This window comes from Pseudaquabacterium pictum (assembly GCF_005403045.1).
Classification (GTDB): domain Bacteria; phylum Pseudomonadota; class Gammaproteobacteria; order Burkholderiales; family Burkholderiaceae_C; genus Pseudaquabacterium; species Pseudaquabacterium pictum.
This window is the reverse complement of sequence record NZ_BJCL01000006.1, coordinates 240,400-264,843: the sequence shown is the minus strand read 5'-3', so window position 1 is coordinate 264,843 and position 24,444 is coordinate 240,400. Positions and strand designations below refer to the sequence as shown.

General features: G+C 69.7%; 24 protein-coding genes. 8 read left to right on the top strand and 16 right to left on the bottom strand.

The annotated features are described in order from the left end of the window. Window positions 1-2 precede the first annotated feature (2 nt). The 5 genes from FFT10_RS13885 to FFT10_RS13865 all read right to left on the bottom strand — a co-directional run bounded on the left by FFT10_RS13885 (window position 3) and on the right by FFT10_RS13865 (window position 6,866). Complete coding sequence (locus FFT10_RS13885) at window positions 3-383, bottom strand: hypothetical protein (protein WP_137733422.1); 381 nt, start codon at window positions 381-383, stop codon at window positions 3-5. Window positions 384-507: 124 nt separating this feature from the next. Next, window positions 508-942 carry a hypothetical protein gene (locus tag FFT10_RS13880; protein WP_137733421.1) on the bottom strand — a complete coding sequence of 145 codons (435 nt, stop codon included), beginning with the start codon at window positions 940-942 and terminating at the stop codon, window positions 508-510. Between the two features lie 116 nt (window positions 943-1,058). Beyond that, window positions 1,059-2,480, bottom strand: a complete 1,422-nt coding sequence (locus tag FFT10_RS13875) for an efflux transporter outer membrane subunit (RefSeq protein ID WP_162520795.1) — start codon at window positions 2,478-2,480, stop codon at window positions 1,059-1,061. Window positions 2,481-2,505: 25 nt separating this feature from the next. Then, on the bottom strand, window positions 2,506-5,640 hold the full coding sequence (locus FFT10_RS13870) for an efflux RND transporter permease subunit (protein WP_137733419.1): 3,135 nt from the start codon (window positions 5,638-5,640) through the stop codon (window positions 2,506-2,508). A 20-nt stretch (window positions 5,641-5,660) separates the two neighbouring features. Then, the gene (locus tag FFT10_RS13865) at window positions 5,661-6,866 is read right to left on the bottom strand and encodes an efflux RND transporter periplasmic adaptor subunit (protein ID WP_228027116.1); all 1,206 of its coding nucleotides are present in this window, start codon (window positions 6,864-6,866) and stop codon (window positions 5,661-5,663) included. Between the two features lie 335 nt (window positions 6,867-7,201). Between FFT10_RS13865 and FFT10_RS13860 the strand changes: the two genes are divergently transcribed. Genes FFT10_RS13860 through wrbA form a run of 3 tightly spaced genes read left to right on the top strand, consistent with a single transcriptional unit; the run spans window position 7,202 to window position 9,532 of the window. Beyond that, window positions 7,202-8,137 carry a DMT family transporter gene (locus tag FFT10_RS13860; RefSeq protein WP_137733417.1) on the top strand — a complete coding sequence of 312 codons (936 nt, stop codon included), beginning with the start codon at window positions 7,202-7,204 and terminating at the stop codon, window positions 8,135-8,137. Beyond that, entirely contained in the window at window positions 8,134-8,850 is a 717-nt protein-coding gene (locus FFT10_RS13855; protein WP_137733416.1) for a pirin family protein, read from the top strand. Before FFT10_RS13860 ends, FFT10_RS13855 begins: the two co-directional genes overlap by 4 nt. Before the next feature lie 28 nt (window positions 8,851-8,878). After that, window positions 8,879-9,532 carry an NAD(P)H:quinone oxidoreductase gene (wrbA, locus tag FFT10_RS13850; protein WP_137733415.1) on the top strand — a complete coding sequence of 218 codons (654 nt, stop codon included), beginning with the start codon at window positions 8,879-8,881 and terminating at the stop codon, window positions 9,530-9,532. A 421-nt stretch (window positions 9,533-9,953) separates the two neighbouring features. Here the strand turns inward: wrbA and FFT10_RS13845 are convergent, their stop codons facing one another. Continuing rightward, the gene (locus FFT10_RS13845) at window positions 9,954-10,853 is read right to left on the bottom strand and encodes a LysR family transcriptional regulator (RefSeq protein WP_137733414.1); all 900 of its coding nucleotides are present in this window, start codon (window positions 10,851-10,853) and stop codon (window positions 9,954-9,956) included. Between the two features lie 299 nt (window positions 10,854-11,152). Between FFT10_RS13845 and FFT10_RS13840 the strand changes: the two genes are divergently transcribed. Both FFT10_RS13840 and FFT10_RS13835 read left to right on the top strand, forming a co-directional pair. Beyond that, window positions 11,153-11,713 (top strand): MerR family DNA-binding protein, encoded by a 561-nt coding sequence (locus FFT10_RS13840; protein ID WP_306446573.1) that lies wholly within the window; start codon window positions 11,153-11,155, stop codon window positions 11,711-11,713. A 165-nt stretch (window positions 11,714-11,878) separates the two neighbouring features. Beyond that, window positions 11,879-12,136, top strand: coding sequence for a heavy-metal-associated domain-containing protein (locus FFT10_RS13835; protein ID WP_137733413.1), 258 nt, complete (start codon window positions 11,879-11,881; stop codon window positions 12,134-12,136). On the opposite strand, the gene FFT10_RS28215 is transcribed toward FFT10_RS13835, so the two are convergent. The 3 genes from FFT10_RS28215 to FFT10_RS13820 form a co-directional block, all read right to left on the bottom strand. After that, window positions 12,045-12,761, bottom strand: a complete 717-nt coding sequence (locus FFT10_RS28215; protein ID WP_228027108.1) for a peroxiredoxin family protein — start codon at window positions 12,759-12,761, stop codon at window positions 12,045-12,047. The two genes, FFT10_RS13835 and FFT10_RS28215, sit on opposite strands and share 92 nt — an antisense overlap. Before the next feature lie 74 nt (window positions 12,762-12,835). Continuing rightward, entirely contained in the window at window positions 12,836-13,381 is a 546-nt protein-coding gene (locus FFT10_RS13825; protein ID WP_137733412.1) for a carboxymuconolactone decarboxylase family protein, read from the bottom strand. A 64-nt stretch (window positions 13,382-13,445) separates the two neighbouring features. After that, the gene (locus FFT10_RS13820) at window positions 13,446-14,114 is read right to left on the bottom strand and encodes a protoglobin domain-containing protein (protein WP_137733411.1); all 669 of its coding nucleotides are present in this window, start codon (window positions 14,112-14,114) and stop codon (window positions 13,446-13,448) included. A gap of 158 nt (window positions 14,115-14,272) precedes the next feature. On the opposite strand from FFT10_RS13820, the gene FFT10_RS13815 reads away from it, so the two are divergent. Beyond that, entirely contained in the window at window positions 14,273-15,142 is an 870-nt protein-coding gene (locus FFT10_RS13815) for an AraC family transcriptional regulator (RefSeq protein WP_137733493.1), read from the top strand. A 318-nt stretch (window positions 15,143-15,460) separates the two neighbouring features. Here the strand turns inward: FFT10_RS13815 and guaA are convergent, their stop codons facing one another. From guaA to guaB, 3 genes are read right to left on the bottom strand one after another with little or no spacing between them, the layout of a single operon-like run. Next, complete coding sequence (gene guaA / locus FFT10_RS13810) at window positions 15,461-17,062, bottom strand: glutamine-hydrolyzing GMP synthase (RefSeq protein WP_137733410.1); 1,602 nt, start codon at window positions 17,060-17,062, stop codon at window positions 15,461-15,463. A gap of 8 nt (window positions 17,063-17,070) precedes the next feature. Further along, window positions 17,071-18,336: an MFS transporter gene (locus FFT10_RS13805; RefSeq protein WP_228027107.1), complete on the bottom strand. Its 1,266-nt coding sequence runs from the start codon at window positions 18,334-18,336 to the stop codon at window positions 17,071-17,073. 7 nt (window positions 18,337-18,343) lie between these two features. After that, entirely contained in the window at window positions 18,344-19,816 is a 1,473-nt protein-coding gene (gene guaB / locus FFT10_RS13800) for an IMP dehydrogenase (RefSeq protein ID WP_137733409.1), read from the bottom strand. Window positions 19,817-19,926: 110 nt separating this feature from the next. Here guaB and FFT10_RS13795 point away from each other — a divergent pair, with 110 nt between their 5' ends. Continuing rightward, window positions 19,927-20,439 (top strand): DUF4124 domain-containing protein, encoded by a 513-nt coding sequence (locus tag FFT10_RS13795; protein ID WP_137733408.1) that lies wholly within the window; start codon window positions 19,927-19,929, stop codon window positions 20,437-20,439. Window positions 20,440-20,449: 10 nt separating this feature from the next. On the opposite strand, the gene FFT10_RS13790 is transcribed toward FFT10_RS13795, so the two are convergent. Both FFT10_RS13790 and FFT10_RS13785 read right to left on the bottom strand, forming a co-directional pair. After that, window positions 20,450-20,785, bottom strand: coding sequence for an RnfH family protein (locus FFT10_RS13790; RefSeq protein WP_228027106.1), 336 nt, complete (start codon window positions 20,783-20,785; stop codon window positions 20,450-20,452). Then, window positions 20,772-21,218: a type II toxin-antitoxin system RatA family toxin gene (locus FFT10_RS13785; RefSeq protein ID WP_137733407.1), complete on the bottom strand. Its 447-nt coding sequence runs from the start codon at window positions 21,216-21,218 to the stop codon at window positions 20,772-20,774. Before FFT10_RS13785 ends, FFT10_RS13790 begins: the two co-directional genes overlap by 14 nt. 63 nt (window positions 21,219-21,281) lie before the next feature. Between FFT10_RS13785 and smpB the strand changes: the two genes are divergently transcribed. Further along, complete coding sequence (smpB, locus tag FFT10_RS13780) at window positions 21,282-21,794, top strand: SsrA-binding protein SmpB (protein ID WP_137733406.1); 513 nt, start codon at window positions 21,282-21,284, stop codon at window positions 21,792-21,794. Between the two features lie 15 nt (window positions 21,795-21,809). Here smpB and FFT10_RS13775 read toward each other — a convergent pair whose 3' ends face one another. Together FFT10_RS13775 and FFT10_RS13770 are read right to left on the bottom strand one after the other, a co-directional pair. After that, complete coding sequence (locus FFT10_RS13775) at window positions 21,810-22,601, bottom strand: enoyl-CoA hydratase (protein ID WP_137733405.1); 792 nt, start codon at window positions 22,599-22,601, stop codon at window positions 21,810-21,812. Between the two features lie 13 nt (window positions 22,602-22,614). After that, window positions 22,615-24,264 (bottom strand): acyl-CoA synthetase, encoded by a 1,650-nt coding sequence (locus FFT10_RS13770; protein WP_137733404.1) that lies wholly within the window; start codon window positions 24,262-24,264, stop codon window positions 22,615-22,617. Window positions 24,265-24,444 lie beyond the last annotated feature (180 nt).

Genomic DNA, 24,444 nt, shown 5'->3' with positions numbered 1-24,444 from the left:
CCTCATTGCTGGTGACCGGCGTGCCCCGGCGGCACCGGCTTGGCCGCTGGCGCGGGTGCGATCGACGGCGTCTGGGCCGGCGCCTGCGCCGGCCCAGAGGGCTTGTCCGCTGCGCCCGGCTCGGGCTGCTGCGCCTCGCGGGCGTAGACCCGCCAGCCACCGATGCGCGCGACGGCATCGTTGGCCTCGCGCCAGGCCAGAGGCTTGTCGTCACCGAGGCGACGGAACTGCGCGAACGATGACGCGTAGCGAACCGAAGGCACCTGGGCCTTCGGGTCCAGCGGATCGGGCCGCGTCGCGACGGGCGACTGCGCCTGGGCCTGGGCTGCCAGCAGCACCGTGAACAGCAGGCTCGGCAGTGCGCACGGGCTGCGCCGGCGCATGGGGGTTGGGACCATGGAATCCTCGTGTGAACGTCTGAAGGCGCCCCTGCCGCAGCCGCGGCGGGGACGGAACAGGACCTGACACCGGGCCGCGCGTCACTGCGCGCACGTCAACCCGGGCCAGTTACACGAGAACGCTTCGAGGGGGCCGGTCAGGACCGTCGGCGGCGAACGTGTCGACGGTGGGCACGACGATGGTGAACACGGTCGGCGCCGAATCGGTCATTGGAACCACTGGCACCGTGCCCAGGATGGCACCCAGCGAACAGCAGGCAGCGCAGACGCTGCACTTCTGCTTGGCTGCCTGGCCGGCCTTCAGCATGGCTGACGGGTCGTCGGCGACAGCGGCTTCGGCCGATGCGACCACCTCGAAGCCGTGTGCGACGTCAGCACCGCTGTGGTGCGAATGCCCGGAGACCGCGCTGGTCACCACAAGGCCGGCTGAACCGTCGCCGTGGTGGTCGGGACCGCAGAACGCCATGGACGCGGCAGCCGCACCCTGCACCGGAAGCGCAAGGACCATCAGCCAGACCAACAGCGTTCGGACAAACACACGCATGTACGGAGTCTACGTTGTTCGGCCAGCCGGGGTGTTCCCGATCGGACCAAGCCCTGCACGACAAACCGGCATCCCAGGTGACCTGCCATGTGCGGCTGCCTGAGCGTGCACATGCATCACCGCTCCCCCTGGAGGGGACCCACCACTGCTGCGCGCCCCGCCGGCAGGAAGCGCGCTCCCAGTGCGCGCTGCAGCCCCACCACCTGCTGCTGCTGCTCTGTCGAGGCCACAGACAGTTCGATCTCGGCGCGCTGCGTCGAGCGCTGCGCATCCAGCAGTTCCAGGAGATCGGTGCCGCCGGCCTCGAAGCGCTTGCGCGCGAGCTGCCCGGCGACGACGGCCTGCCGCGCCTGTTCCTGCAGGGATGCCAGGCGCAGCTGCCCCTGCCGCACCCGGGCCAGCGCGCTTTCCACTTCTTCCGTGGCCAGCAGCACGCGCTGCCGGTAGGCCAGCAGGGCTTCGCGCTCGCCGGCACGGGCAACCTGCAGCCGGGCGTCGATGCGGGCGTGATCGAACACCGGCATTGAGACACGGGGCGCCACGAACCACGCGGCAGCACCAGCCGCACCCAGCCCGGAGACCGAGCCCGCCAGGACGCCAAGTGCGCCGGCAACCGACAGCCGCGGCAGGAACTCGGCGCGCACCGCCTCGACGTCCAGCGCAAGCGCCTGCAGGCGGGCTTCGGCTGCCTGCAGGTCCGGGCGCTGCGCCGCCCACTGCGCGGGGTCGGGCAGGCGCAGCGCCACCAGCGCTGGCGACCGATGGGCCGCTGCGGGCGCCTCGTAGCCGGAGGGCGAAACACCCAGCAGCACCGCCAGCCGATGCGTGGACACGGCCAGCGCCGCGTCAAGGGCTGGCAGCTCGGCCTCGGCCGCCGCGAGTTCGGTGCGCGTGCGTGCCTCGTCGAGCGGCGACGCGACGCCGGCCGCGACACGCCGCAGCACCAGGTCCAGCAGCGTGCGGCGGTTGTCCACCACCCGCCGCGCCAGCTGCAGCTGCGCCCGCGTTCCGTTCAGGCCGAACCAGGCATGGGCGATTTCGGCGCCGACGGCCAGCTGCATGGCGCCGACATCGGACTCGACCGCCCGGGCGCGTGCATCCGCGGCCTCCGCCGTGGTGCGGAGCCGGCCGAACAGATCGATCTCCCACGACAGGCCGGCGGCGGCGGACACGCTGTCGCTGCGACGCGCGTCGCGCGTCGCTCCAGGCGCCTCGACGCGGCTGAGCTGCTGCGCCCGCGCATCGAGACCGACGCCGCCGCCGGGCCCGCGCTCGGCCTGGGCGCCTGCGGCCAGCGCCCGCGAGCCCTGCACCCGCTCGGCGGCCTGCTGCAGGTCCAGGTTGGCCTGGAGTCCGCGCTGGATCAGCAGATCGAGCGACGGGTCGGCGAACACCGTCCACCAGTCGGCTTGCGCCACGCCACCGGCATCGATGCCCTGCCCTTGCGCAAACGCCGTCGGCAGCGCTGCCGTTGGCGCGGCCAGAGGCGGTGCGGTGCCGCAAGCCACCAGCCAGGCCGCCAGCGCGATGGCCGTCAAGCTTGTCTTGATCATGTGACGCTCCTCATTGCGCCGCGGCCGGCGCGGCCGCGCGACCGGCGCGGCGCCGTTGCAGCAGCACGTAAAACACGGGGGTGAACAGCAGCCCCGCGACGGTGACCACCAGCATCCCGGCGAAGACCGCCACGCCGACGGCCTGGCGCATCTCGGCGCCGGCCCCGCTGGCGAAGACCAGCGGAAGAACCCCCGTCACGAAGGCCAGCGAGGTCATCAGGATCGGGCGCAGGCGCAGCCGCGCCGCCTCGACCACGGCGTCGACAGCCGAGGCACCTTCCTGCTGCCGCCGGCGCGCGAACTCCACGATCAGGATCGCGTTCTTCGTCGCCAGGCCCACCAGCACGACGAGGCCGATCTGCGTGAACAGGTTGTTGTCGCCACCGGCCAGCCAGACGCCGCCCAAGGCGCCCAGGATCACGGTGGGCACGATGGCCAGCACCGCCAGCGGCAGGCTCCAGCTGCCGTAGGCCGCGGCCAGGATCAGGAAGGCCAGGCCCACAGCCAGGGGGAAGACCCACAGGCCGCTGGAGCCATCCTGGAGTTGCTGGTAGGTGAGATCCGTCCACTCGAACGTGAAGCCTTCAGGCAGCGTGCGCGCGAGGATGGCTTCCATCGCCGCCACCGCCTCCACCGAGCTGACGCCCGGGGCCGGCATGCCCGAGAGATCGGCCGACGCGTCGCCGTTGTAGCGGCCCACGGGGTCGGGCCCGGTCGCCGGCTGGCTCGTCACCAGCGCCGCCAGCGGCACCATCTGCCCCTGCGCGTTGCGCGTCCACAGCTGGTCCAGCGCGGTGGCATCCGCGCGGAAGGGCGCATCCGCCTGCACGTTGACCTGCCAGGCGCGGCCGAGAAAGTTGAAGTCGTTGACGTAGAGCGAACCGAGGTAGACCTGCAACGACTGGTAGATCCCCTCCAGCGGGACGCCCATGGCCAGCGCCTTCTCCCGGTCGACGTTGAGCGCGAGCTGGGGCACGCCCGTCTGGTAGCCGCTGAACAGGCCCACCAGGCGCGGGTCCTTGCCAGCCTCGGCCATCACCGCGCCGAGTGCGGCGTTCAGCGCCTCGTGGCCATGCTGGCGGCGGTCCTGGATCTGCAGCTTGAAGCCGCCCGCCTGGCCCAGGCCGGGCACCGGCGGCGGCGGGAACACCGCCACGACGCCTTCGTCGATGCCCTGGAAGCGCCCGTTCAGCGCCCCGGCGATCGCACCGGCAGCCAGGCTCGGGTCCTGGCGCTGCTCGAAGGGGTCGAGCATCGTGAAGAGCACCGCGGTGTTGGGGCTGTTGACGAAACCGTTGATCGAGATGCCGGGGAAGGCCACGACGCTCTCGACACCCGGCTGCGCCAGCGCGATCGCGGTGACCTGCCTTGTCAGCGCCTCGGTGCGGTCCAGCGACGCACCCGGCGGCAGCTGCACGATGCCGACCAGGTAGTACTTGTCCTGGTCCGGGACGAAGCCCGAGGGCACGGTCTTGAAGCTCCACACCGCACCGGCCACGAGCACGGCGTAGACGGCGAGCAGGCGCAGACCACGCTTCACGCCGGCATGCGTCAGCACCGCATAGCGCGCGGACGCGCGCTCGAAAGCGCGGTTGAAGCCACCCAGGAATCGGGCGAGCACGCCCTGGCCCGACACCGCATGCTGCTTGAGCCACATGGCCGACAGCGCCGGCGACAGCGTCAGCGCGTTGATCGCCGACAGCATGGTCGAGATGGCGATGGTCAGGGCGAACTGCTGGTAGAACTGGCCTGACAGACCGCCCATGAACGCGGTCGGGATGAAGACCGCGGCGAGCACGGCCGTGATGACGAGGATCGGCCCCGTCACCTCCTTCATCGCCGCCAGCGCTGCCGCGCGCGGCTCGAGACCGCGTGCCAGGTGACGCTCGACGCTCTCGACGACGACGATGGCGTCGTCGACGACGATGCCGATCGACAGCACCAGGCCGAACAGGCTCAACGTGTTCAGCGTGAAGCCGGCCGCGTGCATCACCGCCAGCGTGCCAAGCAGCGACACCGGCACCGCCGCGATCGGGATCAGCGACGCACGCCAGTTCTGCAGGAACAGCAGCACCACCAGCACCACCAGCACCATGGCCTCGGCCAGCGTTTGCACGACGTTGTGGATCGAGGCCTTGACGAACATCGTCGGGTCGTAGGCGATGCGGTGCGCGATGTCCTGCGGGAAGCCTTGCTGCAGCTTCGCCATCGCCGCACGCACCCCTGCGGCCACCTCGACGGCACTTGCGGCCGGGTCCTGCACGATCTGGATGCCGACCGCGGGCTCTCCATCGAGCAGGCTGCGCAGCGAGTAGGCGCTCGCGCCGAGCTCGACCCGCGCCACGTCAATCAGGCGCAGTTGCGCGCCGGTGGGCCTGCTCCTGAGCACGATGTCGCCGAAGGCCTCGGGCGACGTCAACCGCCCAGCCACTGTCAGCGGCAGCTGGTGTGCGCTGCGCGCGTCGGGCTGCTGGCCCACCGAGCCGGCAGCCACCTGCAGGTTCTGCGCGCGGATCGCGTCGACCACGTCGCCCGCCACCAGGCCGCGCGCGGCCATGCGCTGGGGGTCGAGCCAGACGCGCAGGCTGTAGTCGCCCGCACCCCAGATGACGACCTTGCTGACGCCGGGCACGCGCAGCAGCGTGTCACGCACCTGCAGCTGGGCAAAGTTCGACAGGTGCAGCAGGTCGTAGCGGCCCTGCGGCGACGTGAGGTGCACCACCATCAGCATGTCGGGCGCGACGCGCTCGCTGACGACGCCGAGCTTCTGCACCTCGGCTGGCAGCCGAGGCAGCGCACGCGCCACGCGGTTCTGCACATCGGTCTCGGCGCGGGCCGGGTCGACGTCGGCGCCGAAGCTCAGCGTCAACAGGTAGCGCCCGTCGCCGCTGGCGTTCGAGCCCATGGACTGCAGGCCCGGCAGTCCAGTGAGTTCGGTCTCGAGCGGCGTCGCCACCGTGTCGGCGATCACCTGCGGGTTCGCACCCGGGTAGGCGGTGCGCACCTGCACGGTGGTGGGCATCACGTTGGGGTACTCGGTCAGCGGCAGGCGGCCCATCGACAGCAGGCCGGCCAGCAGCAGCACCAGAGACAGCACGATCGCGACGATCGGGCGGTCTATCAAGCGTCGGGCAAGTCGGTTCATGGTCAGTCACTCCCCATCGGTCAAGACCGGTCGGGCACAGGGCACGGATCGCGCTGCGCCTGTGGCGCCGCCGGCTCGGCGGGCTGCTGCGGCGTCACCGTCATGCCCGGGCGCACGCGCATCAGGCCCGAGACGATCACCTGCTCGCCGGCCTTCAGGCCTTCGCTCACGATCCGGTCCGCACCTTGCGCCGCACCGACGCCAACAGGGCGGTACGCGACCTCGCCGGCATCGTTGACGACCAGCACGAAGCGCCGGCCCTGGTCGGTGCCGATGGCCTTGTCGGGCACCAGCAGCACCGGCCGCGCCGCGCCCGTCGCGAGTTGCACGCGCACGTACTGGCCAGGCATCAGGCCCGGAACGGCGGCATCGACCCGGGCGCGCAGGCGCACCGTGCCGGTGGCGGCGTCGATGGAGTGGTTGGTGAAGTCGATCGGCGCCAGCGCCAGTTCGCGCTGGCCGTCGGCGTCGAGGATGCGCGCCTTCCAGCCCTTGGCGCCGCCACGCTCGGCCAGGCGCTGCTGCAGGGCGCGGTCGGCGACGTCGATGTGCACGTGCAGCGGCGAGATGCTGACCAGCGTGGCCAGCGGCGTGGCCTTGTCGCCAGCAGTGACCATGTGGCCCGCCGTGACCAGCGCTCGGCCGATGCGGCCGTCGATCGGCGAACGCACCAGCGTGAAGTCGCGCACCAGCTGGGCCGTCTGCAACGCGGCTTCGGCTGCGGCACGGCGCGCCCGGGCTTCGGCGTGGGCAGCGAGGCGGCGCTCCATCTCCTCGCCGGCGATGGCGTGCTCGGCGTGCAGCTGGCGCGCACGCGCGGCCTCGGCTGCGGCCAGCGTCTCGCGCGCCTCCGCCAGCTGCAGCTCGGCACGGGCGCGAGCAAGCGCTGCGTCATGGGGCCTGGGGTCGATCTGGAACAGCGGCTGGCCGGCGCGCACGGCGTCGCCTTCGCGGAACAGCACCGCATCGATGGGGCCCGAGACTCGCGCCTGCAGCTCGACCTGCTGCGCCGCTTCGACACGGGCCACCTGGGTGGTCCCGGCTTCCATGGCGACGGATCGCACCAGGGCAACCGGCACCGTGGGCACCGGCGCGGATGCGGCAGGGCTCGCCTGCGCATCTGGCACGGCGGGCTGGCAGGCAGCGAGCACCACAGCCGCCAGCGCAGAGATCGCACCGACCGACAGCGTGGCCGGGAGGCTGCGAGGACCGGGCGGTCGGGGCATGTGTGCAGTCGTCATGTTCGGCTCCGGAAGTGTTGATGCCGGCATGCTGCGGATTGCCGCAATGGCAAGGTCAAGCGCCCTGCGGGCAGCCCCGGGCCAGCGCTTCGGCATCGGCACCAGCACCGGGATCCGGCCGCACGGGCAACACCTGTGGCCCCTGCCGGTCCGCTGCAGTTGGACGTGCCGCGCCGCAGCACCCCTGGCGGCCTGCCCGACAGGCTGCGCGCCTCGGCATTGATCGCGGCCCGCGAACAATGAAGTGCGCGTCACGGCCTATGTCTGCTGGACATCGCTGCCTACAGTGACCTCGACTCCCATCGACGAGGTGACGCGACATGAAACCCTTCCTCTGGCCGGTGCTGTTGGGCACCGGAATCTTCCTCGGCCTGGGCATGCCCCTGGCCAAGGCCGCTGCCGAGCAGCATGTCGGCGCTTTGGCCTTTGCGCTGTGGCCCACGGCCGCTGCGGGGCTGGTGCTGATGGGCATCGGCCATCTGCGCCACGGCAGGCCAGCCTTCACCGCGGCCCAGCTGCGCTTCGGCGCCATTGCCGGCCTGTTCGGCCACGCGCTGCCGATGTCAGCGGCCTACTGGCTGGCCTCCCAGGCGGGTGCCGGCTTCACGGCGCTGGCGTTCACGCTGCCGCCTGTGTTCACGCTGGCCGTCACGCTGCTGCTGGGATTGGAGCGGCCGGTGCTGCGCCGCGTGGCTGGCGTGGCCGTCGGGCTGGCCGGCGCGCTGCTGCTCGTGGCAGGCCGTGGCGTCTTGACGACGAAAGCCGATCACACCGCCGACGCGGCCCATGGAGCGCCTGCCGCGCTGTGGCTGGTGCTGGCCATCCCTGCCGTCATCGCCGCTGCCAACGTCTACCGATCGGTGCGGTTGCCGCAGGGGCTGGCGGCCGAGTGGCTCTCGGGCCTGACGCTGCTGTCGTCCGCCACCTTTCTGGCGCTGTTCGGTGCCGTCGCGGGTGGCCTGCAGGTGCCGATGACGGCTGCGGCGCTGTCGTGGCTGGCGCTGCAGGCTGCCGCCCTGGTGGCCGGCTACATCCTCTACTTCCTGCTCCAGCAACGTGCCGAGCCTGTGACCTTCAGCTTCATGGGCTACGTGGTGATGGCCACTGGCGTGGCCTCGGGCACGCTGTTCTTCGGCGAGCGCCTGCCCTGGACCACCGCGCCAGCGCTGGCCTTCATTGGCGCGGCGCTGTGGCTGATCAGCAGCAACACCGCGCGGCCAGCGGCAACGCTGCTGGGCACCGGGAGCCGGCCATGATGGACGCTTCATTCCAGATCCGCCGGGCGGCCGACAGGGGCCACGCCGCCAACGACTGGCTCGACGCCCACTTCAGCTTCTCCTTCGGCGACTGGCACGACCCCTTGTGGCCACGCTTCGGCCCGCTGCTGGCCATCAACGAGGACCGCGTGCAGCCCGGGCGCGGCTTCGCAATGCACCCGCATGCCAACCTCGAGATCCTGATGCTGCCGCGCCAGGGCCGCATCGAACACCGCGACAACTTCGGCGGACACACCACCATCGCACCTGGCGAGCTGATGCGCATGCGCGCAGGCACGGGCATCCGCCACAGCCAGATGAATCCGTCAGCCGACGAGATCGACCACCACTTCCAGATCTGGCTGGCACCCCGAACCACCGGGGTCGAGCCCCAGGTCCAGACGCTGCGGCTCATGCCTCCGGTCGCAGGCAGTTGGGTGGTGATCGCCTCGGCTGCAGGCGCGGACGGCCTGCCCATCGATGCCGACGCCACGGTGTCGTGGGGCCGGGCCGACAAAGGCGCGCCGCTCGCGCTGCCGGCGCGACCTGCCAAGAGCCGCTACCTGCACGTGATGTGCGGCGAGCTGTCGGTGAACGGCCAGCCCCTCTGCGCCGGCGATGCCCTCGTGCTGCCAGATGCCGCGCAACCACTGATGCTGGCCGCGCGCCACGGCGCCGAGGTGCTGGGCTTCGAGCTGCCTGGCATCCGATGAATTCAGTTTCTTCACAGGAGATCCAACCATGAACACACGCGTTCTCGTTCTCTATTACTCCAGCTGGGGCCACGTCGAGACGATGGCCGAAGCGGTCGCCGCAGGCGCGCGATCCGTGCCCGGTGTGGAGGTTGACCTCAGGCGTGTGCCTGAACTGGTGCCCGAAGCCGTGGCAAGGGGCAGCGGCTACAAGCTCGATCAGCGCGCACCCATCGCCGACCCCGAGGAGTTGGCGCACTACGACGCCATCGTCTTCGGAACGCCCACGCGGTTCGGCAACATGGCTGCGCAGATGCGCAACTTCCTCGATCGCACCGGTGGACTGTGGGCGCGCGGCGCGCTCATCGGCAAGGTCGGCAGCGTGTTCGCCGTCACCGGCACGCAGCATGGCGGGCAGGAGACCACCCTCACGAGCTTCCACACGACGCTGCTCCACCACGGGATGGTCATCGTCGGCCTGCCCTACTCGTTCGAGGGCCTGACCCGCATGGACGAGATCACCGGCGGCACGCCGTACGGCGCCACGGCGCTGGCCGGCGGCGATGGCGCACGGCAGGTGTCGGACAACGAGATGGCGGGCGCGCGGTTCCAGGGCGCCCATGTCGCCCAGGTGGCGCAGGCCCTGGCACGGGGGCGGGCAGACTCAACATCGAGACCCGGGGTCGCGCAGGCCACCGCATGATCGACCCGGGCTGCCATGCACGCGCCGGCGGATGCTGGCCGCCGGGGGCGCCCTGCGCGTGGTGGCCGCCTGTGGCCGGCGGGACGGGCAGCGTGCGCCTGACCGAGCGGGTGGACCTCCTGTGCGGCAGCAGCAACCCGGCGGCAGACCTGTCGGTCGCGCGGGCCCAGCATGCCGCGGTCCGGCCGCTCGGCGGCCGCTTGCCCGTCACGGGGGTGGGGCCAGCGGCACGGCGGTGCCCCTGGTCGCGTGGGTTCCGGGTGTCGGGCCTCGACAGGTCGACAGTCTGAACGCAGGCTGCGAACTTCACGCCGCCAGGCTGCTGACCGTTGGGCGGTCCCTCGTGGTCGGTGGCGAGGCAGCGGACCTGGCCAACGATCGGCCACGATTCGCCACGACCCTTGGCGATGCCGACGTCCCCTCAGCCGACGGCCGGTGCGGGCAGGCGCTCCTTGAGAAAGCGCACCAGCGCGCGGACGCGCTCGGGCAGGTGATCGCGGCTGGGGTAGACCGCGTACAACGTGCGCGGCTCGGCCCGGTAGTCGCCAAGCGCAAGTTCGAGTTCGCCGGCGGCCAGTGCACGACGCGCCATCGGCTCGGGCACCAGACCGACACCGAGGCCCTGCCGCAGCGCGTCGATCAGCAGCAGGCTGTTGTCGGAACGCAGCCGACCGCGCACGTCGACGGCGTGGTGGCCGTCGGGGCCGTCAAATTCCCAGCGCGAGGCATCGCTTCCCAGCACATAGCTCAGGCAGTCATGCTGCACCAGGGCCTGCGGATGCTCGGGCCTGGCGTGGCGCTGCCAATAGCCCGGCGAAGCACAGACCAAGCGCGGCAGCGTCATCAGCGGCACCGCCACGAGCGAGGAGTCTTCGAGCGCTGCGCGGCCGCGCAGCGCGAGGTCCACCCCCTCGCGCACCAGGTCCACCGGCTTGTCGCTCAGGCGCAGATCGAGCTCCAACGCCGGATGGGCCGCCTGGAAGGCGAGCAGGTGGTCGCTCAGGAACGACAGCGTCAGCGAGACGGGAGTCGACACAGTGATGCGCCCGGCCAGCCCGGCGCGGGCACTGCGCATGGCCGACAAGGTCTGCTCGGTGTCCTGCAGCACGCGCCGGCAGTAGGCGTAGAAGCGGTCGCCGGCCTCGGTGAGCTGCATGGTGCGCGTGGTGCGCTCCAGCAGCCGGCTGGCCGTCCACGCCTCCAGTTCCTGGATGGTGCGTGTGACCACCGAGCGGGTCACGTCCAGGTCGCGCGCGGCGGCAGCGAAGCTGCCAGTTTCTACGACACGACAGAAACAGTGCATGGCGTGATGCCGGTCCATCGGGGCCTCCAGTCTCCTGCGCTGCAGTGGCCGTCATTGTCTTGGAGACCCGTGTTGCCGTGGCAGCAACACAGTGTTGCTGCAGCGGAGCTGTCTGGCGGCGGTGACGCTGCCCATGGTCCTTCGGCAACGGGACTGACGATGGAAGCGACCACGAGACCGCGCACGTGGCTCGGGAGCCGCGACCACGCCGGTGGCCGGCGACCCGTGCCCTCTGCCAGGCGCCCAGCAGCGCTTGACCTTGCCCCTGTGGGAAGGTGGACACTGATTGAACTGGCTCCACTGAACCGGGAGAACCCATGAACAGCAGCATGAACATCGGCGCGGCGGCGAAAGCGGCCGGCGTCTCGGCCAAGATGGTCCGCCACTACGAGCAGATCGGACTCGTGCCTGCAGCGGAGCGCACGGACGCCGGCTACCGCCAGTACAGCGAGCGTGACGTCTCGGTGCTGCGCTTCATCCGGCAGTCACGCAATCTGGGCTTCTCGATCCCGCAGATCGCCGACCTGCTCGGTTTGTGGAGCAACGGGCACCGCACGAGCCGCGAGGTCAAGGCGGTGGCCAGGCGGCACCTCGACGACCTGGCCGAGAGGCTGCGCGAGATGGCGGCCATGAAGGCCGCGCTCGAGCGGCTGGTGACTTCCTGCCTCGGCAGCGAGGACCCGCATTGCGCGATCCTGGCCGAACTGGCGGCCGAGAGTCCCGCCGCGCCTGAACCCCGGCGTGCGGGCCGGCGGCCGCTGCGCAAGACACCGGCACGCCAGCCCGGAGAGGTGAACCACGCGGACGCCGCAGCGTCGCCCCATGCCGACCTGATGGCCTGGATCCGCAACGCCCACGCCGCGCACGGCTCGCACTGAACAGCAGACTCGGCCCTGCGGCTGACGCAGTCCATGCACGGGCTGGCAGCGGCCCGCCGCACGACCGCTTCTCCACGCCAGGCGTTGACGCCATGCCCAGGCGGCTTGACCTTTCCACAGTGACAAGGCCAATCATGACGAGATCGACAACCCAAGGAGCAATCGATGCCAGTCTTCCGAGTGGATGACATGACCTGCGGCCACTGCGTCAGCACCATCACCAAGGCCCTCCAGGCCACTGACAAGGATGCAAAGGTCACCGTCGACCTGGCGCAGCACCTCGTCATGGTGGAGCCGACCGAAGCGAGCGCGCAGGAACTGAATGACGCCATCACCGAGGCCGGTTACACGCCGGTGCCGTTGCAGGCGGCCTCCGTGGTGGCAGAACCCGTCCAGCAGCGCGGCTGCTGCGGGTGCCGCTGACGAGTCGTGCGGCAACCCTGGAGTCACATCGGGCGATGAGGGGATGCAGCGCGCCCGAAGCGGCAGCATTGCATTTGGTGCGTGCCGTGGCCCCGTCCTTCAGCCCGTTTCGGGACCGGCCACCCTCCAGTGGAAGCCGGCATGGCTCTGGCGATGCTGGATCGGCTTGGCCACGCTCGATGGCGCGCAGATGCAGGTCGTCGATCTGACCAGAGTGATTCAGACGAACGCGGCCGTCCCTGTCAAAGACCACCACGCCAGGCGTGCCGCGCATCCCATGGCCCTGCATCGTCATCAGCACCGGACCTCCTGGATCGGCTTGGTCGACACCGACCGGGAACGGAATCCGGTACCGGTGCAGGAAAACGCGCAGGGCCTCGGGCCCCATCACATCGTGGTGCTTGAAGACGGTGTGCAGGCCGATCACCGCGACCTGTTCCTGCGGGAACAACCGGTGGATGCGCAAAGCCTGCGGCAGGCCGTGCGACACGCAACCCGGGCACAACATCTGGAAGGCGTGCAGCACCACTGCGCGTCCGCGCAGGCACTCCAGGGTCACCAGTTGCGGCGAGTTGAGCCACAGGCTGGTTTGCAGGGCCTGGGTTGTGCGGTTGGTGGCGGTCATGACTCAGCTGCAAGGCCAGCAGAGCCCGGCGCGATGCCGTGCCGGGCAGCCGGCGCTATCCCCACAATGCGGCTTCAGGCAGCGCGGCGCAGCTTGACGGCCGGGAAATCGACAGGCACTGCGAAGGCGACATTGACGTAGTTGGTGAACAGGTTCAACGCCACGTGAGCCAGGATCTCGACGATCTCTTCGTCACCGAACCCGACCGTGCGCAGCGCCTGCACGTCGGCGTCGCCGACCTGGCCACGGCCATTGACCAGCTTGAGGGCGAAGCGCAGCGCGGCTTGCATCTTTGCATCGGCCGACTCACCGGCTTGGGCGTGTTGCATTTCTTCGGCGCTGGCGCCGGCCTTGCGGCCCAGAGCGGTGTGGGCCGCCAGGCAGTACTCACAGGCGTTGCGATCGGCAACGGCCACGGCGATCTGCTCGCCGAGCTTGGGCGCAATCACGCCGGCGCCCAAGGCGCCGAAGGACGACCACATGCTCTTCAGCGCAGCCGACGAGTTGGCGACGGCGCGGAACATGTTGGGCGTGGCGCCAAAGGCGCCATGGATGGCGTCGAGCAAGGCCTTGCGGTCGGCAGTGGTGGCATTGCGGTCGACGAGGGGGACGCGGTTCATGGTCGTTCCTTCAGGTTCAGGTGGAAGTGAACAATGGATGTTGGGACGGATCGGTTTCAAAGACTCAGAACTGACCGTCCTTGATGTACGGATAGCTCCACAGGATGGACTGCAGCAGCACCGACTTGACCCATGCTGCGTGCATCTTTTCGACGTCGGCAGCCGAGGCGCCCTTCTTCGCCAGGAACGGCTTGAGCGTGGTCGTGACGGGAATCGTCAAAGCCGACAGGTAGCGGAAGTTGACCAGCGGCACGCTGTCGGCCTCGTCGGTCTTGTTCTTCTTGGGCGTGGTGTGGCGCAGGCCGATCTCGTACTGGTAGTCGAGCCAGGACTGGTCGTAGTTGGCGTCGGCCGTATCGGCGATCCATTGGCCGAAGCGCTTGCGCACGGCCCCCAGGTAGGCACCGTCCGGAGCGCCGGTCTTGTTGTTCTTGAAATACACGACCAACTCGGGGGTGGAAGCGACGAAGCCGTACCAGACGTCGAGGATGGCCTCGTGCTGGTCGGCCAGGATCGCCCTGCTCATGCGGAGGTAGCGAATGTCCTCTTCGGTGAACAGCAGCGTCTTCTTCAGCGACTCCAGATCGGCCAGGGTGAAGGGCGCCTTGGCCAGCGACTTCTGGCCCATGGTGTAGCCGGGGATGGCGGGCGTCGATTGGGCGTTGGCGGTCGGGGCCGCGGCAACAGCCACCAGGGCCGCCAATGCGGCGGCGACGAGCGAGTGGTGTTTCATGACTTCTCCTGAAGCTCGGGGGTTGGCGCGGCACCGGTGTGCCTGTGCGCTGGACGAAAGTGTCTCGTCGACGGATGTATGATTTGGCACATAGAGTCCATCAAAGCATCCATTTCGTCCAATCTGAACCAGCCATGCTCGTCCAATCTGAGTCAGCCATGCCTTCAACTTCAGCAGGGCCCTTGGATCGGCTGTCCGGGATGCTCGAACGCTTTCGGGTGCGTGCGCACCTGTTCCATGCCGGGCCACTCTGCGGGGTCACGCACTTCGACGCCCAAGAGGGACGCGGCTTTCTGCATGTGCTGCGTCGGGGCGAGATGGTGGTGACGCACCGACCGCGCAGCAGCGCGCCGCGCAAGATCAAGGTCGCCGAGCCGACCCTGCTGCTCTACCCACGTCCTCTGGAGCACCAGTTCCACAACGCGCCCACAGAAGGTTCTGATTTCGTGTGCGCGACCGTGGACTTCGACGGTGGTGCCCGGCACCCCCTGGTGGCTGCGCTGCCTCCGGTTCTCGTGCTGCCCCTGCACGCCGTGGACGGCCTGGAACAGACGCTGGCGCTGCTGTTCGCCGAGACCGAGCGCGTCCGCTGCGGTCATCGCCTGCTGGCCGATCGCTTGTTCGAGGTGCTGCTGCTGCAGTTGCTGCGCTGGCTGTTGGACCACCCAGCCGAAGCCGGCATCACTGAGGGGATCCTCCACGGCCTGGCACATCCCAAGTTGGCCCGCGCGCTGACGGCGGTGCACGAGAGCCCCGGGGCTGCATGGGCACTGGAGCCCATGGCCCAGGCTGCAGGCATGTCACGCAGTGCCTTTGCAGCGGAGTTCAAGCTTCAGGTCGGCATCACCCCGGCCGAGTACCTGCTTCGTTGGAGGGTGTCGCTAGCGCAATCGATGTTGCTGGCGGGAAGCTCGATCAAGCTGGCGAGCGAAAGGCTGGGCTATGCCAGTGCGGCGTCGTTCTCGCGAGCCTTCGTTCAGTCGGTGGGTGTGTCGCCCAGGGCTTGGCTGCAGGGTCGACACGCTTGAGTCGCCTGCATCAGTCTGCCGGCGGGGCATGGGCAGGCTGGTCGAAGGTCGGCGAACGGGAGCGATGAGCGAAGGTCATGTTCTGGCCGCGAGCAAGTGCTGGGCAGTTTGCTCAAAAGCCGCCATAGGACCGGCGTGGCCAACATGAGCGTCGCGGCGGACGGTTCGCGCAGCGGTTCCGTCAGCTCGACGTCCCAACTGATCCCGCCACTCTCCGGACACCCGGCCTCACCGCGGGTGCACCAACTCGTTGACGATGTGGTCGAGTCATCAACGAGAACTCTCAAGACATTGATCTGTGAAGCCTTGCAGGCTCCGTCACTCCCACTCGATGGTGGCCGGCGGCTTGCTGCTCACGTCATAGGTGACGCGGTTGATGCCGCGCACCTCGTTGATGATGCGGCTGCTCACCTTCTTCAGCAGGCTGTAGGGCAGCTCGGCCCAGTCGGCGGTCATGAAGTCGCTGGTCTGCACGGCGCGCAGGGCCACCACATGCTCGTAGGTGCGGCCGTCGCCCATCACGCCCACGCTCTTGACCGGCACGAACACCACGAAGGCCTGGCTGGTCAGGTCGTACCAGCTCTTGCCGGTGGCAGGGTCGATGGCCGCGCGCAACTCGTCGATGAAGATCGCATCAGCCCGCTGCAGCAGCGCGGCGAACTCGGGCTTCACCTCGCCCAGGATGCGCACGCCCAGGCCCGGCCCGGGGAACGGGTGGCGGTAGACCATGTCATGCGGCAGGCCCAGGGCCACGCCCAGCTCGCGCACCTCGTCCTTGAACAGCTCGCGCAGCGGCTCCAGCAGCTTCAGGCCCAGCGTGGCCGGCAGGCCGCCCACGTTGTGGTGGCTCTTGATCGTGGCCTTCTTGCTGGCGGTGCCACCGCTCTCCACCACGTCGGGGTAGATGGTGCCCTGGGCCAGCCACTTGGCGCCCTTGGCGCCGGTGCCGGCGGCCTTGAGCTTGGCGGCCTCGGCCTGGAACACCTCGACGAACTCGCGGCCGATGATCTTGCGCTTCTGCTCCGGGTCGGTCACGCCCTGCAGGTGGCCGAGGAACTGCGCCTGCGCCTGCACATGCACCACCTTGGCATGCAGCCGGCCGGCGAACATGTCCATCACCATCTGGCCTTCGTTCAGGCGCAGCAGGCCATGGTCGACGAAGACGCAGGTCAGCTGGTCACCGATGGCACGGTGGATCAGCGCCGCGGCCACGCTGCTGTCCACGCCGCCCGACAGGCCGAGGATCACCTCTTCATCGCCCACCTGCTCGCGGATGCGGGCCACGGCCTCGTCGACATAGTTGCCCATGATCCAGTCGCCGCGGCAGCCGGCGATCTGGCGCACGAAGCGCGTGAGCAGGGCCGTGCCCTGCAGGGTGTGGGTCACCTCGGGATGGAACTGCACCGCGTAGTAGCCGCGCGCCTCGTCGGCCATGCCGGCGATCGGGCAGCTGGGCGTGCTGGCCATCAGCGTGAAGCCGGGCGGCAGCACGCTCACCTTGTCGCCATGGCTCATCCACACCTTCAGCATGCCGTGGCCTTGCGGCGTGGCGAAGTCCTGCAGGCCATCGAGCAGGCGGGTGTGACCGTGGGCCCGCACCTCGGCATAGCCGAACTCGCGGTGGTCGCTCCAGGCCACTTCGCCGCCCAGCTGCACCGCCATGGTCTGCATGCCGTAGCAGATGCCCAGCACCGGCACACCGGCTTCCCACACCGCCTGCGGCGCACGCAGCTGGTGGTCTTCGTAGGTGCTGGCGTGGCTGCCGCTGAGGATGATGCCCTTGGCGCCGAAGCTGCGCACGAAGTCGTCGCTGACGCTGCTGGGGTGGATCTCGCAGTACACCTGCGCCTCGCGCACGCGGCGCGCGATCAGCTGGGTGACTTGCGAGCCGAAGTCGAGGATCAGGATCTTGTCGTGCATGGCGCAGCTCAGGAGGCAGGTTGGGGTGACACGGGCGGATTGCGCCGCGCCTGGCGCCGGAAGTGCAGCACCGCCAGCACCAGGGCGGCGGCCTGCAATCCGGCGCAGAAGAACATCGGCGCGCCGATGCGCCAGTCGGACGTGGGCAGGTGCGAGACGGTGGCCATCAGCGGCGCGGCCAGCACCGGCGCCACCACCGCGGCCAGGCTGTTGAGGCTGGACACCGCGCCCAAGGTCTGGCCCTGGGTGCGCTCATCCGCCGCGGCCGACACCAGGCCCTGCAGCGAGGCCGACACCGCGGCGCCCAGCAGGTTGGCGAAGATCACCGCGTACATCATCCAAGGCTGGGTGGCCAGGCCCCAGCCGACGAAGGCCAGGCTGGACGACACCAGGCCGGCCATGGCCAGGCGCTGGGTGCCGAAGGACTTGAGCAACCGGCCCAGCAGGCCGCCCTGCACCACCGCCGAGACGATGCCCACCGCAAACAGCGACCAGCCGTTCTCGGTGGGGCCCCAGCCGAAGCGCAGGCTGCCGTACAGCACCCACACGGTGTACAGGCTGAACTGGGCCAGCGCGGCAAAGCCCAGCACGCCCACCAGCAGGCCCACGCCCTTGAGCGCCACCAGCTGCCTGAACGACGACAGCGGGTTGGCCCGCCACCAGTTGACCGGCCGGCGCTGCGCCGGCGCCAGCGATTCGGGCAACACGAAGTAGCCGTAGGCCAGGTTGGCCAGCGCCAGTCCGCCGGCCAGGAAGAACGGCAGCCGCAGGTCGATGCCGCCGAGCAGGCCGCCGATCACCGGCCCCAGGATGAAGCCGATGCCGAACATCGCGCCCAGCATGCCGAAGCGCTTGGCGCGATCCGCCGGCGCGGTGATGTCGGCCACATAGGCATTGGCCACCGCGGCATTGGCCTGCATCGCCCCGCCCACGATGCGCGAGGCCACCAGCATGGCGATGCTGGTGGCCAGTGCGGTGGTGAAGAAGTTGATGGCGATGCCGCAGAAGCCCAGCAGCAGCACCGGCCGGCGGCCGAAGCGGTCGGACAGCGCGCCCAGGATGGGCGCGGCGACGAACTGCGACAGCGCGTACACCGCCGCGATCACGCCGTACCAGAAGGCCTGCTCCGACGGATCGGCCGTGAAGCGCCCCACCATCGCCGGAAGCACCGGCACGATGATGCCGACCGCCAGCATGTCGATCAGCAAGGCCAGCATGATGAAGCGCATGGCCGCGCCCTGGTTGGCGCCGGCCTGCTGGGGAGCAGAGGTCACGCGACGCTCACTCCATCCGGTAGTTCGGCGCTTCCTTGGTGATCTGCACGTCGTGCACATGGCTCTCGCGCATGCCGGCCGACGAGATCTCGACGAACTCGGCACGGGCGTGCATGTCGTCGATGCTGGCGCAGCCGCAGTAGTGCATGCTGGCGCGCAGGCCGCCGGCCATCTGGAAGATCACCGCCACCACCGAGCCCTTGTAGGGCACCTGGCCTTCGATGCCCTCGGGCACCAGCTTGGCGCTGGCATTGCCGGTGGCACTGCCGCTCTCCTGGAAGTAGCGGTCGGCCGAGCCCTGCTGCATGGCGCCGATCGAGCCCATGCCGCGGTAGCTCTTGTAGGTGCGGCCCTGGTACAGGATGGTCTCGCCCGGGGCCTCTTCGGTGCCGGCGAAGGCGCCGCCCATCATCACGCTGTTGGCACCGGCGGCGATCGCCTTGGCCAGGTCGCCCGAGAAGCGCACGCCGCCGTCGGCGATCAGCGGCACGCCGCTGCCCTTGAGCGCCTTGGCCACTTCGTCGATGGCGTAGATCTGCGGCACGCCCACGCCGGTGACGATGCGGGTGGTGCAGATCGAGCCGGGGCCGATGCCGACCTTCACCGCATCGGCGCCGGCTTCCACCAGCGCCAGCGCGGCGGCGCCGGTGGCGATGTTGCCGCCGATCACGTCGACCTGCGGATAGTGCTTCTTGACCCAGCGCACCCGGTCGATCACGCCGGCCGAGTGGCCATGGGCGGTGTCGACCACCAGCACGTCGACGCCGGCCTTGACCAGCAGGTCCACCCGCTCCTCGGTGCCGTCGCCCACGCCCACCGCGGCGCCCACGCGCAGCTTGCCTTGGGCGTCGCGCGCAGCATCGGGGAAGTTGGTCTGCTTGGTGATGTCCTTCACCGTCATCAGGCCACGCAGCTCGAAGGCGTCGTTGACCACCAGCACCCGCTCCAGCTTGTGCTGGTGCATCAGGGCCTTGCCCTCGGAGATGGTGGCGCCTTCCTTCACGACGATGAGCTTGTCGCGCGGCGTCATGATCTCGCGCACCGGGGCGTCCAGCCGGGTCTCGAAGCGCAGGTCGCGGCCGGTGATGATGCCCACCACGCGGCCGTCCTCCACCACCGGGAAGCCCGAGATGCCGTGCTGGCGGCTGAGCGCGATGACATCGCGCACCGGCACGCCGGGCGAGACGGTGATCGGATCGCGCAGCACGCCCGATTCATAGCGCTTGACCCGTGCCACCTCGGCCGCCTGCTGCTTGGGCGTGAGGTTCTTGTGCACGATGCCGATGCCGCCCTCCTGCGCCAGGGCAATCGCCAGGCGCGCCTCGGTCACGGTGTCCATGGCGGCGGACACCAGCGGCAGGTTCAGGCGGATGTTGCGCGACAGCTGGGTCGCAAGCGAGGTGTCACGGGGCAACACCTGGGAGAAGGCGGGCACCAACAACACATCGTCGAAGGTGAGCGCTTTGCCTAGAAGGCGCATGGGAAAGCTCCAGACGCAAAAATCGATTATACGGAGAGGCCGCCCATCGCCCTCTGGGCGGGGTGGCGGCTGGCTACACTGGCCGTTGATCCAGCCCCGGAACGCCTGCCATGCCGACTGTCCGCCCCCGCCTGCTGCCCTGGTGTGCCGCCCTGCTGCTGTGCGCCTGGCTGCCGGCGCAGGGCCAGTACCTGTGGAAGGACAGCAAGGGCCAGATGCATGCCAGCGACCAGCCGCCGCCGCGTGACGTCCCCGACAAGGACGTGATCAAGCGCCCGAGCGCAGCGCGCCCTGCAGCCGCCCCGGCACCGGCGGCGGCGCCCGCATCGGCCGCAGCCCCTGCCCGCCTGCCTGCGGCCAGCGCGCCGGTCGACCCCGAGCTGGCACAGCGCCGCGCCCGTGCCGAGCAGGAAGCCAAGGCCAAGGCCCAGGCCGAGGAACAGCGCCTGGCGGCCCAGCGCGCCGAGAACTGCCAGCGCGCCCGCGCCCACCTGGCGACGCTGGAAGCCGGCACCCGCCTGGTGCGGGTCAATCCCCAGGGCGAGCGCGAGGTGGTGGACGATGCGGCGCGGGCCCGCGAGGCGGCCGAGGCCCGCAACGCGATGGCATCGAACTGCCGTTGACCAGGCGTCGTCAGCGCCGGGGCGTCTTGCGCCGCGGGCGGATGCCGTCGCGGCGGTAGCGCAGGCGGCGCGCCTCCTTCGGATCGACCAGCAACGGGCGCAGCATCTCCAGCCGGTCCTGCGGCTGCAGCACGGTGGCGGGATCGATGGCACGGCCCCACAGCGCCAGCGTCAGACTGTTCAGCACCTCGGCGCCCAGGCGCTCGGCCAGACCGCTGGCGCGCAGCGCGGCCAGCGCAGTGCTGCCGGCAGGCAGCTGCAGCTGCAGGCGCTCCAGCTGCTGCGGCGCGGCCGACCAGGCCAGCTCGATGGTGATCAGGCCGCCAGCCGGCTCAGCGCTCGCCATAGACCTGGCGTGCGCGCTGCACGAAGCTGTCGACGAAGGTGTTGGCCACGCGGTCGAACACCGGGCTGAGCACGGCCTCGAAGGCGCGGTTGGCAAAGGCATAGCGCAGGTCGAACTCGACACGGCAGGCGGCCTGCGCGTCATCGCCGATGGGCACGAAGCGCCAGGTGCCGTCGAGGTCGGAGAACGGCCCGTCGACCAGGGCCATCACCACGGTGCGGTCGGCCTCGTGGGTGTTGCGGGTGGTGAAGGCATGGTGCAGGCCGGCGAACTGCAGGTGCAGCCGGGCGGTCATGCCGGTGGCGTCTTCCTGCAGCACCTCGGCCTTCTCGCACCAGGGCAGGAAACCGGGGTAGGCTGCCACCGCGGTGACCAGCGCATACATCTCGCGGGCCGAGTACCACAGCAGCACGGACTTTTTCACGTGCTTCATACAATGGCTGAATTCTAGAGGCCGCTTGGTTTGCACCCAGCCGGCCTCATTTCATTGAGAGCCATGTCCACGCTCACCATTTCACGCAAGGAAGCCGCCAAGGCGGCCAAGCCTTCGGGGCCGATCGCCGAGAACCGCCGCGCCCGCTACGACTACCACGTCGAAGAGCGGCACGAGGCCGGCATGGTGCTGGCCGGCTGGGAGATCAAGGCCATCCGCGCCGGCCAGGTGCAGCTGACCGATGGCTATGTGGTGATCAAGGACGGCGAGCTGTTCCTGATCGGCTGCCGCATCAATGCGCTGCGCTCGGCCAGCACCCATGTCAGCCCCGAGGCCGACCGCACCAAGAAGCTGCTGATGCACAAGGCCGAGATCCGCCGCCTGGTGGGCAAGGTGGAACAGCGCGGCTTCACCCTCGTGCCGCTGAACCTGCACTACAAGGGCGGCCGGGTGAAGGCCGAGATCGCCCTGGCCAAGGGCAAGGCCGAGCACGACAAGCGCAACGCCACGAAAGACCGCGAGTGGGAGCGCGAGAAGGGCCGCCTGATGCGGCACAACACCACGGCCAAGGGCTGAAGCCCGCTCTGAACCTCAGCGCAGGTTCCAGTCGGGTGGGCGCTTGTCGATGAAGGCCTGCACGCCTTCCAGCGCGCTGTGGTCCATCATGTTGCAGGCCATGGTCTCGCCGGCATCGGCATAGGCCGCCTCGATGCCCACCTCCAGCTGCCGGTAGAACAGGGCCTTGCCCATGGCGATGGGCAACCGCGGCTTGGCCACGATGGCCGCCACCAGCGCCTCGACCTCGGCCTCCACCTGGTCCGGCGGCACCACGCGGTTGACCAGGCCCTTGGCGCGGGCCTCGTCGGCGCTGATGAAGGCGCCGGTCACCAGCATCTCGAAGGCCTGCTTGCGGCCCAGATTGCGTGACAGCGCCACGCTGGGCGTGGCGCAGAACAGGCCCAGGTTGACGCCGCTGACCGCGAAGCGTGCATCGGAAGCCGCCACCGCCAGGTCGCACATCGCCACCAGCTGGCAGCCCGCCGCCGTGGCGATGCCCTGCACCTGGGCGATCACCGGCACCGGCAGGCGCTGGATGGCCATCATCATGCGGCCGCACTGGGCGAACAGCGCCTCGTAGTAGGCCTGGCTGGGCTCGGCGCGCATCTCCTTCAGGTCATGGCCGGCGCAGAACGCCTTGCCGGCGGCCTTGATGACGAGCAGGCGCGCGCCGGCATCCTGGGCGATGGTGTCCAGCTCGGCCTGCAGCGCTGCCAGCATGGCTTCGCTGAGGGCATTGAAGGCCTGCGGCCGGTTCAGCGTGACGGTGATCACGCCGCGGGCATCCTGGCTGCGCAGCAGCAGCGGGTCGTCGGTGGTCAGCATGGTGGGGTGCCCTTCATTCGATGGCGGACGAGGACTTCGCCCGCTCGCGCAGCTGGAACTTCTGGATCTTGCCGGTGCTGGTCTTGGGGATCTCTTCGAAGCGGATCTCGCGCGGCACCTTGTAGCCGGCCAGCAGGCCCTTGCAGTGGGCCACCAGCTCGGCCGCCGTCACCGTGGCGCCGGGCTTCAGCTCCACATAGGCCACCGGCGTCTCGCCCCACTTGGGGTCGGGCCGGGCCACCACCGCGCAGGCCACCACCGCGGGGTGGCGGTACAGCGCGTCTTCCACCTCGATGCTGCTGATGTTCTCGCCGCCCGAGATGATCACGTCCTTGCTGCGGTCCTTGATCTTGGCGTAGCGGTCGGGTTCCAGCACCGCCAGGTCACCGGTGTGGAACCAGCCGCCGTCGAAGGCCTTGGCGGTGGCCGCCGGGTTCTTCAGGTAGCCCTTCATCACGATGTTGCCGCGGAACATGATCTCGCCCATGGTCTGGCCATCGGCCGGCACCTCGGCCAGGGTCTCGGGGTGGCGCACCGTCAGGCCTTCCTGCAGCACATAGCGCACGCCCTGGCGGCCGTTCAGGCGGGTCTGCTCGCTCAGCGTCTCGCCGGCCCAGGCGGGCCGCTTCACCGCCACCGAGGCCGGGCCGTAGACCTCGGTCAGGCCATAGACATGGGTGATGTCGAAGCCGATCCTGGCCATGCCCTCGATCATCGCCGCCGGCGGCGCCGCGCCGGCCACCATGCCGCGCACCTGCTGGCTGATGCCGGCACGCAGCGCCTCGGGCGCGTTGTAGATCAGGCTGTGCACGATGGGCGCGGCGCAATAGTGGTTGACGCCATGGGTGCGCATCGCCTCCAGGATGGCCGCCGCGTCCACCCGGCGCAGGCAGACATGGGTGCCGCCCTGCATCGCCACCGTCCAGGGGAAGCACCAGCCGTTGCAGTGGAACATCGGCAGCGTCCACAGGTAGATGGGGAACTGCGGCATGGTCCAGGTGGCGGCATTGCACACGGCGTTCAGGTAGGCACCGCGGTGGTGCGTCACCACGCCCTTGGGGTCGCCGGTGGTGCCGCTGGTGTAGCTGACGGCGATGGCGTCCCATTCGTCGGCCGGGCCTTCCAGCTGAGGCAGCGGATCGTGCGCGGCCAACAGGGTCTCGTACTCCAGCGTGCCCAGCCGGGCGCCGGGGCCGGTGTACTCGCTGTCGTCGACATCGATGACCACGATGCTGCGGCCATGGGTGCTGCGCAGGGCCTCCAAGGCCGGGCCGATGGTGGCGGCAAACTCGCGGTCGGTGATCAGCACGCTGGCTTCGCAGTGGGCCATCTGCCAGGCCAGCAACGGCGCATCCAGCCGGGTGTTCAGCGTGTTGAGCACCGCATTGAGCGCCGGCACCGCGTAGTGGGCCTCCACCATCTCGGGCGTGTTGGGCAGCATCACGCTGACGGTGCTGCCGCGGCCCACGCCCTGTGCCCGCAGCGCGGCGGCCAGGCGGGCCGAGCGGTCGCGCACCTGGGCCCAGCTGTAGCGGCGCGCACCGTGCACCACCGCCGGCAGATCGCCGAAGACCTCGGCACTGCGCTCGACGAAGCTCACCGGCGACAGGGCCACGAAGTTGGCCGGATTGCGGTCCAGATGCTGGTCGTAGATGCTGGTCATGCCGGCGCCTCCAAGGGGTTCCACAGCCACTGTTCAAGCGACCCGCTGGTGCACCGTTTGTGCACGGGCGAGCGGCCGCCATCGTCGCACATGAAGACCCCCTTTTCCCAGGTGGAAGGGGGTCGCGGGCCTTGTCGCAAGTGTGTCAGGGCAAGCACCCGTTGTGGCCCATGGTGCAGT